Source organism: Beduinella massiliensis, from assembly GCF_900199405.1.
GTDB lineage: Bacteria > Bacillota > Clostridia > Christensenellales > Aristaeellaceae > Beduinella > Beduinella massiliensis.
In genome coordinates, this window is sequence record NZ_LT963430.1 from 236,078 (window position 1) to 248,550 (window position 12,473).

Annotated in this window: 9 protein-coding genes; 8 read left to right on the forward strand and 1 reads right to left on the reverse strand. The window is 55.2% G+C overall.

The annotated features are described in order from the left end of the window. Positions 1 to 16: 16 nt before the first annotated feature. Both C1725_RS01945 and garR read left to right on the forward strand, forming a co-directional pair. Positions 17 to 1,204 carry an acetate/propionate family kinase gene (locus tag C1725_RS01945; RefSeq protein ID WP_102410007.1) on the forward strand — a complete coding sequence of 396 codons (1,188 nt, stop codon included), beginning with the start codon at positions 17 to 19 and terminating at the stop codon, positions 1,202 to 1,204. Positions 1,205 to 1,265: 61 nt separating this feature from the next. Further along, positions 1,266 to 2,150, forward strand: coding sequence for a 2-hydroxy-3-oxopropionate reductase (garR, locus tag C1725_RS01950; RefSeq protein ID WP_102410008.1), 885 nt, complete (start codon positions 1,266 to 1,268; stop codon positions 2,148 to 2,150). Between the two features lie 49 nt (positions 2,151 to 2,199). Here the strand turns inward: garR and C1725_RS01955 are convergent, their stop codons facing one another. Then, a complete protein-coding gene (locus tag C1725_RS01955) occupies positions 2,200 to 4,518 on the reverse strand; it encodes a helix-turn-helix domain-containing protein (protein WP_102410009.1) in 2,319 nt (772 codons plus the stop codon). Between the two features lie 93 nt (positions 4,519 to 4,611). On the opposite strand from C1725_RS01955, the gene C1725_RS01960 reads away from it, so the two are divergent. The 6 genes from C1725_RS01960 (at position 4,612) to C1725_RS01985 (ending at position 12,437) form a co-directional block, all read left to right on the forward strand. After that, a complete protein-coding gene (locus tag C1725_RS01960) occupies positions 4,612 to 5,829 on the forward strand; it encodes an ABC transporter permease subunit (protein WP_146009105.1) in 1,218 nt (405 codons plus the stop codon). A gap of 19 nt (positions 5,830 to 5,848) precedes the next feature. Then, a complete protein-coding gene (locus C1725_RS01965; protein ID WP_102410011.1) occupies positions 5,849 to 6,766 on the forward strand; it encodes an ABC transporter permease subunit in 918 nt (305 codons plus the stop codon). 54 nt (positions 6,767 to 6,820) lie between these two features. Then, positions 6,821 to 8,413, forward strand: coding sequence for an extracellular solute-binding protein (locus tag C1725_RS01970; RefSeq protein WP_102410012.1), 1,593 nt, complete (start codon positions 6,821 to 6,823; stop codon positions 8,411 to 8,413). Positions 8,414 to 8,478: 65 nt separating this feature from the next. Continuing rightward, entirely contained in the window at positions 8,479 to 9,132 is a 654-nt protein-coding gene (locus C1725_RS01975) for an MBL fold metallo-hydrolase (protein ID WP_346026248.1), read from the forward strand. A gap of 19 nt (positions 9,133 to 9,151) precedes the next feature. Next, positions 9,152 to 11,137, forward strand: a complete 1,986-nt coding sequence (locus C1725_RS01980; RefSeq protein WP_346026249.1) for a family 10 glycosylhydrolase — start codon at positions 9,152 to 9,154, stop codon at positions 11,135 to 11,137. 325 nt (positions 11,138 to 11,462) lie between these two features. Further along, positions 11,463 to 12,437: an NAD(P)-dependent oxidoreductase gene (locus C1725_RS01985; RefSeq protein WP_102410015.1), complete on the forward strand. Its 975-nt coding sequence runs from the start codon at positions 11,463 to 11,465 to the stop codon at positions 12,435 to 12,437. The last annotated feature ends 36 nt before the right edge of the window (positions 12,438 to 12,473 follow it).

Consider the following 12,473-nt stretch of genomic DNA (forward strand, 5'->3'; position numbering starts at 1 on the left):
AAGAGGGGAACGGCATATGATCGTTTTGATATGCAACGCAGGGAGTACGTCGCTTAAGTTTAAGCTATTTGATATGCCCGCGGAGACGGTGCTCGCCAGCGGGAAAATCGAGCGGGTTGGAAGCGCGGATGACGCGATATTTGGATATGAGGACGCGACCCGAACCATTCACAGGGAGGGGCAAAACATACCCGATTACAGAACGGGCGTACGGGAATTCATGCGGCTCCTTTTAAAGAAGGACGGAGGAATGCTCTGCGCGTTGTCCCAGATCGACAGGGTGGGTTTCAAAACGGTAGTTTCCAAGGGCTATTTTGGCGTTCATGAGTTGACGGAAGATGTGCTTCAAGGGATGAAAGACTGGATGATTATCGCCCGGACGCACAGCGAACCATATCTGGAGGTCATTGATACCGTGCGCCAGGCGCTGCCGGAAGCGATTTTTATCGGCAGCTTCGAGACCGGATTTCACACCACCATTCCGCTTCACCGGCGTGTCTACGATCTGCCTTATGAATGGTACGAACGCTTCGGCGTACAACGTTTGGGCTATCACGGAGCGTCGCACGGTTTTATCGCGGACACCTTAAACGCCCAAATAGGTCCGAGGTACAAGGCCATCTCCTGCCATATGGGCGGAAGCTCCTCCGTTTGTGCCATCGAGGACGGGAAGAGCGCGGACACAAGCTTTGGTATGTCGCTGCAGACGGGCGTCATTCATGGCAGCCGCACCGGCGATATGGATTGCGATCTGGTCTGGTTTTTAGAGACGTTGGGGCTGTCGCGCGCGCAGATCGAGGAGGGCATGAAGAAACAGGGCGGCATGCTGGGATTATCCGGCGTCAGTGCTGATCTCCGTTACATTGAGGCAGCCGCACAGCAGGGACATGACCGCGCACAGCTCGCACTGGATCGGTACATCTATGACTTAGTGCGTTATATCGGCGCATTTTACGCTGTGCTCGGCGGAATGGATACGCTTGTATTTACCGGCGGTATCGGCGAGAATTCGCCCTACGTGCGCCGCCGCGTCTGCGAAGCGCTGGCTCATATGGGCGTAACGATAAACCAAAACACGAACGAGGCCTGCCGGGGAAACGCGGCGGTACTTTCCGATCCGGAAGCGCCAGTGTTGGTGCAGATTATTCCCACGAATGAAGAGGTGGGGATCGCGCGACGCGCCTACGCTTACAGCGTACAATAAAAGTGCACGGTGCGCTTGATGCCTTTTAATAGACCTATAAAAGACGAGGAGGAACCCTATTATGAAGATCGGCATGATCGGCTTGGGTATCATGGGCAAGCCTATGGCTAGGAACCTGCTGAAGGCTGGCTATGATCTTTGTGTGTTCGACGTGAATCCCGCGGTCGTTGCGGAGGTGGCGGCCGCAGGCGCCACAGCTGCTGCAAACGCGCGCGAAACTGCAAAAAATGCGGAAGTTGTTTTGACCATGCTGCCGAATAGCCCACACGTCAGGAGCGTCATGCTGGGGAAGGACGGCGTAGGAGCTGTGATGGAAAGGGGGGCTACCTTTATCGATATGTCCTCTATCAATCCCATTGACAGCCGAGAGATCGCGGCAGAGCTAGCTGGTTACGGCATAGAGATGCTGGACGCTCCTGTTTCCGGAGGAGAGCCAAAGGCTATCGACGGAACCCTATCCATTATGGTTGGCGGAAAACTGGAGGTGTTTCATAAGTATCGGGAGATGCTTTCTCATATGGGAGCGAGCGTCGTGCGCTGCGGCGAAGTCGGCGCCGGGAACGTGACCAAGCTGTGCAACCAGGTTATCGTGGCGATCAATATCGCGGCGCTTAGCGAGGCGCTGACGTTGGGGCAACTCGCCGGGGTAGCGCCGGAGGCGATCTTCGAGGCAATTCGAGGGGGCCTTGCGGGATCCACGGTGATGAATGCCAAAGCGCCGATGATGATGGACCGCGATTTCAAGCCGGGCTTCCGCATCGACCTGCACATCAAGGATCTGAACAACGTGCTCGATGCGGCCAAGAGCGTCGATGCGCCCGTACCTTTGACGGCGCAGGTGATGGAGATGATGAAGGTGCTGCACAAGGATGGCGAGGGGATCAGTGATCACAGCGTGCTGGTAAAGTTCTACGAAAAGCTTTCCGGAGAAGAAATTCATCGTTGAAAAATCGGATGAGGGGCTGCCAAACGGCAGCCCCTCGGTTGCTCTTCGCCTATTTACCACGGCACATTTCTCGGTACTCCGTCGGTGTGATCCCTTCGTAGCGCCTGAAAGCACGGGACATGGTAAGGCTGCTGATGTAGCCCACCTGCTCGGCGATGTCCTTCACACTGCATTTGCTCTTCTCCAGAAGTTCCTTTGCCCTGCGGATGCGCAGCATGTGGATATAATCCAGAAGTCCGACTCCAGTTGCGTTCTTAAAGCAGCGGGAGACGCAGGAAATGCTCACACGGAACGTCTCACCAACCGCGGAAATGCTGATATCGGGAGATGCGAAGTGCTGATCGACGTAGGATAGAATGCTATCGCTCAGAGGCGGTTCCCTCGTCTTTTGCCTGTCTGCAAATTGTGCAGCCTGATCAAAGAGCTCACGGAGCGCTGATTCAAATTCTGGCGCGGTAAGCGCAGCATCTAAGCGTTCCAGGCTATAGGCGCATATTTTTTGTAATGGCGAACGATCGAAGGCGTCCCTGACGATGTAAATGAGGAAAAGCCGTCGATTTTGCCAGATGCGCAGGCCTTCTCTGCTTTGAAGCAGAGCAGAAGGAAGGAGGACGCGCAGCGCCTGATATGCCTGCGTGTAGTTACCGAGGGCCATGTTGTTGAAGAACATCTTCTGTGTTTCGATATCTTTTTGCCAATCCACGTGCTGAGGCTTTTCAGCGTCCAGATCGCAGTGGAAGAGCAGGCGCTGCGTCGAACTGGTGACCTGCATGTATTCCATTGTCTGGCAGGCGGTGCAATATGCATCCGCGATCATTTCGGGTCCTTCTGCAATGCTGCCTACCGCGACGCTGACGCTGATGGCAAGTCCGCGGCGCAGGGTGTCCATCATTCCAGAAAGCTCGCTGCCAAGCGCGCCCTTAACGAGCTGTTCAGGTTTGCTGCTAATCAGGCAGCCCAGATAATCTCCGACGGGCGCGGACTCGAACGCGTAAGCGGGGGAGAGCGCGTCGTTCAGTGCAGACTGAATGACCTCGACGATGAGTTGGCGGGAAGAGAAGTCCTCTTGATCCTCCGCAGCCTCCACGAGGGGAGCAAAGTCGTCCAGGGAGACGATTGCGACCGCAAAGCAGGTGCCGCTTAGATGGAGCCCATATTGCCCGCAGATGCGTTCAAAGGATTCATTGCCCGCGTATTTGCCGCGAATCATTCGCTCTACGATGTAGTTGCGCAGCGATAGACTGCGTTCTGTAAGCTGTTCCCGGCTGTTTTCCAGGTCGTTCAGCATGCGCTTTACGCCGTTTTCGATGGCCGAGTACTCATCCCGAAAGGCCCCTTCGTCCGGACTTATGCGGGCCAGCAGATTCTGGTAGAGTGCACGCAGGGGGGAGTATTGTCTTTTGATCCCATGGAGGATAATTGCGATACCAAGCGGCAGGCAGACTGCCAGAAGAATGTAGAACAGTTGCAGGCGGCCCGTAAGAGGGAGATCAGCAAAGTTGATGGGCAACACCGAAAGATACCGCAGGACAGGAACGTTTTGCGAGGCTGCCTGAATAACGACTTCATTGGAATGCTCAAAGACGCCGACGCCTTGCTGTGTATAGCTGGCAAGCGCTTCGACCGACCGCGTATTAGGCGCCAGGAAGGCGGGCAGACCGGTCTTGACGTTACAGAGGAAGAAGAGGGGACTTACGGAGGAGACCGCGTTCGCCAGAGACAACAGGGCAGATTCCTCGATGGTGAGCACGACCACGGCATTTGCCGGGCGAGAGGTATCGGCATAATATTTACAGACGATTGCCATGCCGTTGCTGCCGTCTCCGCGGGGATAAAACGCGTAGGAATAATTGCCGCTAAAGTTCGTTAACGAAAGAAAGGCGTCATAGTTCAGCATACGAAAGGCGGAGCAAGCATCGGAAAAGCTCTGATCACGATACAGCCCCTGTGTGCACAGGACGGTGTCGCTGTATGGAAAATAGACGAAGATTTCGTCGATCAAAGGGTTTACGACCTGCTGGGTGACCAGCGATTTTTTGAGCTTCCAGCAATCGACCAGGCTGTTCTTGCTCAACGGAGCGGAGGCAGTCATCATTTTTTGCACGCTTTCGTCGTTGAGAAAGAGCTGGCCGATCGATTGAATGTTGGAAAAATTGGCGTCCGCCACATTGGCAGTTTGCTGCAGGGCAGCAACCTGACTTTGCAGCTCCAGATCCCGGTACTGTTCGGACAGTAAAGAAGAACTGTAGAGCGCCACAAAAAGAGGAAGCAGAAAAGCGCTGAGATAGGAAAGCAGCATGGAAAGCAAAATCGGCCGGCTGACGGACGAGCCGCCACGGGAGATTGACGGGATAAGCTGTTTTTGCACGTCCTTCGCCTCCTGCTTCTATACCTTTTCGATTCCTCGTTTTTGTATCTGACGGAATGGGTTGCACACGCTTTCTCTTCGGATTTTATAAAAATGCCCAACGATCGTCAAGACGAAAAGGACTGCTTTTGCGTGGAATATGACCATTTTGCAAAAACAGACGATGTGCAAAAAATACATATCCGCCGAAATGTAAATTATGATAGCAGGAAAAGAGATGACGCTTTACAGAGAGAAGACCTCCCCGTACACTCAAGAAGAAAAGCCCCTTCTGCCGACTGCGGATCATCCATCGTCAGGAAGGTGGGGCATGACGCGGGGAGGTTCAATACACGTATGAAAACATCCTTTTCCGGTATGGCTGTGCGCCGGCCGAGTATTTCAAGGAATCGCCTTGAGCGAATCAAGACGACGCTTGCCAAGGAACGTTTTTTGCACCTGATGGTGCTGCCTTGCGTCGTCTGGCTAATCTTGTTTAAATATGTGCCGATGAGCGGCCTTTTGATCGCTTTTAAGAATTATCGAGGCAATACCTCGGGCTTCCTGGGTATTTTTGAGGCGCCCTGGATTGGCCTGCGCAACTTTGAATCCTTCTTTAACTCCATTTACTTTACGCGCTTGATGAGCAACACGCTTGCCATCAGTTTTTTAAGGCTGATCTTTTCGTTCCCGGCGGCGATTCTCTTTGCGCTGCTGCTTAACGAAATCCGCCGGGTACACTTTAAGAAGTTCGTACAAACCGTTTCTTATATGCCGCATTTTCTGTCATGGGTGGTTATCTCTGCGCTGGCGACGGCACTGCTTTCGCCGGATGCCGGAGCGGTCAACGGTCTTCTCCAAATGCTGGGCCACGACAAGATCTTTTTTCTGGCGAGCGAACAGTGGTTTCGTCCGGTGCTCGTCATCAGCGGAACCTGGCAGGGAATTGGGTGGAGCAGCATCGTATATCTGGCCGCTATCAGCGGCCTGCCGCAGGAGCAGTATGAGTCGGCCCGGCTGGACGGCGCAAACAAGCTACAGCAAATCTGGTATATTACGCTACCGGGGATCAAGGAGATCATCGCCGTCATGCTCATCATGCAGGTAGGCCGGGCGATGACCGACAACTTCGAGCAGGTCTTCAACATGTACAGCCCGGCGGTATACAAGGTGGCGGATATCTTTGATACCTATGTGTACCGCTCTGGCATTACGGATGCAAACTTTTCCTACTCGGCGGCTGTCGGCTTGTTTAAGTCGGTATGCTCCCTGATTCTCGTGCTGATGACCAATACCATTACGAACAAACTAGACGCCGGCGGGCTTTGGTAAAATAGGAGGCGGATGCGAAATGAAGACGGCGACGGTCATACAGAGAAAGCCTCAGGGACTTATACGCGAGAGTCCGGGGGAGAAGGTCTTTAACGTTTTTAACGTGTTGCTGATGCTCGTCATGTGTGCCCTGTTTCTCTATCCCCTTCTGTACGTGCTCTCCCGTTCGGTCATGTCCGACGCGGAGCGCGTGGCGCGCCCGCTTGCGCTGATTCCGCATACGTACGACTGGTCGGGTTACAAGATGGTGCTTTCCAGCAATTCCAACCTGCTTAACTCCTATTGGGTAACCATCAAACGGACGGTGGTCGGTACGCTTATCAACCTGCTAATGACATCGATGATGGCTTACGTGATCTCGCGCAGGCAGTATTCCCTCAAAAAAGGATTCACCTTTTTACTCGCCTTTACCATGTGGTTTGACGGCGGATTGATTCCAACATATCTACTCAACCAGTCGCTGGGCATGGTAAACAATTTTTGGGTTTACATCATCCCTGCAGCCATTAGTCCCTGGAACTGCTTCATCCTTCGGAACTTCTTCGCTACGCTTCCGGACAGTCTTGAAGAATCCGCACGCATCGACGGGGCAAGCGAGGCGGTTATCCTCTTTCGGATCATCCTGCCGCTTTCCAAGGCCGCTCTGGCGACGGTTGGACTGTTTTACGCGGTAGGTCATTGGAACGCATGGTTCGACTCGATGCTCTACATGACGAACAACAGACTATGGTCGCTTCAGTATATTCTGCGCCAGATCATCGCTAGCGCGAACACGAGCGATCTGGTAGCGGCTAGCACGGATGCGTCGATCAACCCACCCACAGAGATGGTGCGCATGGCCTGCACGGTCGTGGCGACGGTTCCAATCCTGTGCGTCTATCCTTTCCTGCAGAAGTACTTCGTCAAAGGCATGCTCATCGGTTCCGTCAAGGGATAACCCATTTGAACCCATAGGCCCAAGCGCCTAAATAATAGAAGGGAGACCTGACTTATGTTCAAACGTACCCTGTCGATCCTGCTTATTCTGATGCTCTGCGCGATGTGCCTGCCGGCCTTAGCCGCGGACGCGCCGATTCCGCTGAGCGGTACCGGCAGCAGCCCGGAGGACCCGTTGTTTGACCCCGCTTTGGGGCTGACGCTAACCGTGTACCAGCCGACGAACTGGAGCGAGGACGCCAAACCTGGCAATCAGGCCGTGAAGGAATGGATAGAGGCCCGGACCGGCCTCAAACTGAACTGGGTGTACACCGCCCCTGACAGTTTCGTCGAAAAGATGAATCTTGTATTTGTCTCCGGTGAATCTTATGACGCGTTCAGCGACGGCGGCGTATTAAATACGCGCCCATTGCAGTCTCTGTATGACGATGGACTGATCATCGATATTTCCGATTATCTGGATACCTATGCGCAGAACTTTAGAAAACACCTGAACGACGGCTTCGATTACTGCAAGTCTTCCGACGGCGCCGTACTCGCGCTGCCCAAGCGGGTTTCCAATCACCGCGGCAACACCCCTACCATTCGCGTCGACTGGCTTGAGGCGGCTGGCATCGACCATTTGCCCACCACGATCGCTGAGTGGGAGGCCTACATGCAATACGTCGTGGACAATGACGTCAACGGAAACGGTGATTCGACCGACGAAATTCCGCTTGTGCCTCAGGACTTGAACAACCTGATCGGATGCCTGCTTGGAATCTGGCTGGGTAAAGATGGGCCAAACGACACGAAGAACTATCTTGGCGAGGACGGACGTATTTACCGTAATGTCAACCATCCCAACTATATGGCCTTTCTGGACACGATGCGCGACTGGTACGCCAAGGGTTATCTCTATCAGGAGTTCTTTACCACCACGACGTCACAGATTCAGGATCTGATTACGGCCGACCGGGTAGGCGGTGCCTGCCAGTGGTATTCCAACATCGTACGCCCCTTTCAAGGAGTCGAAGAAGCGGATCCCACCAAGCATTACAGCGTCATGACGAACATCGAGTCCCCGGTCGAGGGCGTGGAGAGCGTTTACAGCGAGGGCAGGACGTATTCGCCCGTCATCATGGTTTCATCCTCTTCGAAGCACCCGGAGGTCGCGATCGCGTATTTTGATTGGCTGCTTTCGGATCCAGACATTAACGCCACCGTGTGGCTCGGCTTTGAAGGGCAGCAGTGGGAGTGGGCTGACGCGGAGAACTTTATCTTCCGCACGCTGCCTGGTGCCAGCGACTACTATTTCAAAGGGTTTCAGGCGGTTTGCCAGTTCGACGCTGAGACGCAGTTCCTGTATGCCAATCCAGAAGATTATGTTTCTATTAAGTATGACGAGTTCCTCAAGCAACTGAACGATGAAACCAAGCACTACGCAGAGGCCGCTGACCTGAAGGTACCGTATACCAAGGTTGGCACGGACCTGGAATTCATGAACAACGACGCGGAAACGCTGCTGGAGGAGAGCATCATCAGCTACATTATCGGCAGCATTGACCGCAGCGCGATGGAAAGTGCGATCGCGGAGTACAATGCGCTGTATGGGGACGTTTACAGCAAGGTTTATACCGAGCAGTATCAGGCCTACATCAATCAGTAACGATGAAAAGGGGCGGGCCGCTGCAGAGAGCGGTTCGCCCCCCGCTGCGTTTGGGAGGAACGGATATGTACGACTGGCACGTTTTGACGATCGGCCATCTGTCGAGGAACAAGTTTTGGGCAGAGCAAGAGAATACGGCCTATCGCCGACCATTAGCAACCTGTACGCTGCTGAGCGGTCATGGTGAGAATATCCTCGTCGATCCCTCTTTGCCGGCGGAAGCGATGAAGGCGGCACTTTTTGATTCCGCGGGCTTGCTTCCGGAACAGATTACCAAGGTGTACTCCACCCACTTCCACTTCGACCACCACGTCAGCCCTGACGCGTTTGTCAATGCACGATGGTACATGGCACCAGGGGATCTGATCTATCTGCGCGCGCACTGGGATGAGTACATAAAGATGTGGCCGATGGATTCGCGCGCGGTGATGGAGCGCTGCCTACCCGCGCCACAGGAGCTGTGCGAGGGCGTGCGGCTGTTCGCGATGCCGGGGCACACGGAGGGGTTGTGCGCGCTGTGCTATGACGCACCCGAAGGACGAGTCATCGCCACGGGAGATGCCGTAATGAGCAAGGAGTTTTATGGGGCGGGCGAGCCCTACTTCTTTGGCTGGAACAGAGAAGCGGGTGAGCTCAGCATCCGGGCATTGCGCGGTCAATACGACGTGATCATTCCCGGTCACGGCGAGGCTTTTTGGGCGCGCGCCTATGAAAAGTGACGAAACGGGGGGACAAACGATGAGCTGGTGGCTTGAAAACAACATCCGAATGATTCAAAACAACCTGCGGGACATCGACGCTGCAATGGACGTGGACAAGCTGGTCGAAGCGCTGGAATCGTTCGATTGCAACTGCGTCATGGTGGGAGCGGCGGGCATCACGGCTTACTACCCGTCCGACCTGCCGGAACAATATGTGAGCCCTTACCTGCAAGGAAGGGATACGCTTGGCGAGATCGTGCGCAAATGCCATGAGAAGGGCATTCGCGTCATCGTCCGCTTTGACTTCAGCAAGGTGCACGAGAGCCTGGAGGCGGGACATCCAGACTGGTTCGTGGTCACGGAATCCGGCGGGCACTGGCACTTCGGAGATACCGTGCATACATGTCTGTGCGGAAAATATCAGCAGGAGCACTCGCTGAACATCATCCGCGAGGTGATCACAAGGTACCCGGTAGACGGTGTCTTTTTCAATTACTTTGGCATGCACACGCGTGACTATGCCGGCCGAGAATACGGCATTTGCCACTGCGAGGGATGCCGAAAAATGTTCAGGGCTTTTTCGGGCCTGGAGCTTCCGAAGGAGGACAGCGCACCCGAGATATGGGAGAAGTATCGTGCCTTCACGATCGCTGCGGCCAGCGATATGATGCGCAAGGTGCAGGCATTGGTACATTCCAGCCGCGAGGATATCGCGGTCTGCACCTATCATTATCCCCACGTGGACATGGTGCGCAACGAGTCCAACAGCTCACCATCTTACGCTTATCCGGTTAATCTGTATCTGTACCAGTCGGCTGAAAACGTGGCCAGCGTGCGCACCAACGCGCAGGGGATGAAGGTTTCCAGCAACTGCGTCATCAACGCCTACAGCATCAACCACCGGTTCACTGGCGTTTCCAAAGAGCTGACGAGCTACCGCCTGTACGAAGAGATGGCGCAGGGCGGCATTCTGGACTTTTGCATCATCGGTGTTTTTGAGGGTTATCCGGACGAAGAAGCCTTTGAGGGCGTGCGCGAGGTGTTCCACTTTCACAAGGAGAATGAGCGCTACTTTAAGCACCTGATTTCACAGGCAAGGGTAGCCGTGCTCCATTCGGTACATACCCGGGCAGTATCCGGCGGTAGCCCTGCCTTTCACGGCGTATTCCGCATGCTAAAGGAGGAGCATATCCCCTTCGACCTGCTGGGATATGAGACGATCGAGGCGGAACCGGACGCGTTAAACGGCTGCCGCGCGCTCATCGTGCCGGATGCGCAATACCTGAGCGAACGCATCGTACGCGAGGCACGCAGGCGTGATATTTTATTGCTCGTGACAGACCTGACGGAAAAGCTGGAGGACGGAGCAGCCGCGCTGCTGGGTGCGCAGGTGACAGAGACGGAAGAGGACGACCTGCTTAGCGCCAGCTACTGGAACACGCGTGAAAAGGACATCTTCAACCGGTTTAAACGCCGTCACTGGATCGTGCAGCAGGGGCCCTTTGCGCATTTGAACGCGCCTGCCTATGACGGGTTGCTGCCTCGGGTTTCCGCCGCGCCCTACGCTCCGCCGGAACGTGCGTACGGGCACGAGCCCACGAAGCTTCCCGGGGCACTTTACAGCAGGGAACACCGGGCGGTAATCATTCCCTGGCGATGCGCCTACAACTACTCGATGTACGCGAACGCGGACTGCAAGCATGTGCTCGTAAACCTGTTGGACGCGTTCTGCGAGCAGGCGCGCGCGATCACGACGGACGCTCCGGCGGCGGTAGAGGTCTTCTACGACCGGCTGCCGGACGGCGGCTATATGCTCCAACTACTCAATTTGACGGGCTGCAGCGGCGGAACATGGGAACCGCACATTCCTGTGCACGACATTCGCGTGACGCTGCCGCTGCCGGATGCGCAAAGCGTGACTTCCCTGACGCATGCGGCGTGCACACTTGAGACGTCGGAGGACGGTGCCGTGGTAATCGTTCCCCGTTTGGAGCGGTATGAAGCACTAATCATAAAAACGTAAGGGTACAAAAGGGAGATGGACGTTTCGTCTCCCGCTTCGGCAGGGTCGCAGGGCCCTGCCGTTTTTGTGTGCAAAAATTCTTCCTTAGGCGCCGGAGCCCGACGTTCACTATTTGACCCGAACGGCTTCAAAGACCCGGAAAAGATCAAAAGCAAAGGACAAAAACAGAGGATTTCGGTGCAAAAAAGTGAGATTTGCGTCGCACCGCGCGCAAAACACAAAGGTACACACGAAAATGGCTGGCTAAAATTGGCGATATACGCCAAAAGACAACAATGATACAATTTAGACAAATTCAGAGGGAAATCAAAGGAGTGAAGCGGAGATGCAAGCAATCGACTGTCTGGTCACCAATCTGAACTGGGAGACGCACCACAGGCAGAAGCTGGAGCAGGCGCTACCGGAGGCGCGGATTGTCTACATAGAGCCGGGGGATACGCAGGCGCTGAACGCCGCGCTGCCGGAGGCGACGGTGGCCGTCATCATGGGAAAACCCGACGTACGCGCGGCAAAACACCTCAAGTGGCTGCACTGGGACGCGGCCGGACTGGATGCGATCGCTAAACCGGAGTTCATTCACAGCGGTTTTGTCATCACAGGTTCCGCCGGAAGGTCTGCTCCCGCGCTGGCGGAACACGTCTTTTATTTTATGCTGTGCCACGCCTATCATGTGCGTACGGTGTTGGCGGCGCAGGATGCGCATCAATGGGGGTATCCGGGCCAACCGGAGATGAAGGCGCTCTTCTCTCAAACGATCGGTATCGTCGGCATGGGCAACACCGGCCGAGCGCTGGCTCAGCGCGCAAAGGCATTTGAAATGGAGGTGGTCGCCTATGACCGATCCGACGTTCAAAATCCCAATGTGGACGTCATGCTGAGCGCGGAACGGGGCGACAGTCTAGACGAGCTGGTGCGCCGCAGTGATTTTATCGTCATGTGCTGTGCGTTAACCGATCAGACGTACCACATGCTGGGCGAAAAACAGTTCGCGATGATGAAGCCAGGCGCGGTGGTCGTCAACATCGGACGAGGAAAAACCATCGACGAGGCGGCGATGCTGCGTGCCCTGCGTGAGGGACGCATCGCAGGCGCGGGATTGGACACGTTCGAGGAAGAGCCGATGAAGCCGGACAACCCCGTATGGGATACCCCCAACCTGCTGGCGACGCCGCACTTCACGCCTGCATGCCCGGATAAGCTGGGCCGTTCGCTCGACATCGTGCTTCAAAACGTGGAGCGTTTCCACCGCGGCGAGGAACTGATGAATCGCCTGCGTCCGGAGGACCTTTTTACGAAATAGCGGCCTTGGGCCGTAAAGAGAAAAGAGGAGGTACCC

Coding starts and splice junctions, on each gene's coding strand:
- garR (WP_102410008.1), top strand. CDS start 1,266: ATGAAGATCGGCATGATCGGCTTGGGTATCATGGGCAAGCCTATGGCT.
- C1725_RS01960 (WP_146009105.1), top strand. CDS start 4,612: ATGCCCAACGATCGTCAAGACGAAAAGGACTGCTTTTGCGTGGAATAT.
- C1725_RS01965 (WP_102410011.1), top strand. CDS start 5,849: ATGAAGACGGCGACGGTCATACAGAGAAAGCCTCAGGGACTTATACGC.
- C1725_RS01945 (WP_102410007.1), top strand. CDS start 17: ATGATCGTTTTGATATGCAACGCAGGGAGTACGTCGCTTAAGTTTAAG.
- C1725_RS01980 (WP_346026249.1), top strand. CDS start 9,152: ATGAGCTGGTGGCTTGAAAACAACATCCGAATGATTCAAAACAACCTG.
- C1725_RS01970 (WP_102410012.1), top strand. CDS start 6,821: ATGTTCAAACGTACCCTGTCGATCCTGCTTATTCTGATGCTCTGCGCG.
- C1725_RS01985 (WP_102410015.1), top strand. CDS start 11,463: ATGCAAGCAATCGACTGTCTGGTCACCAATCTGAACTGGGAGACGCAC.
- C1725_RS01975 (WP_346026248.1), top strand. CDS start 8,479: ATGTACGACTGGCACGTTTTGACGATCGGCCATCTGTCGAGGAACAAG.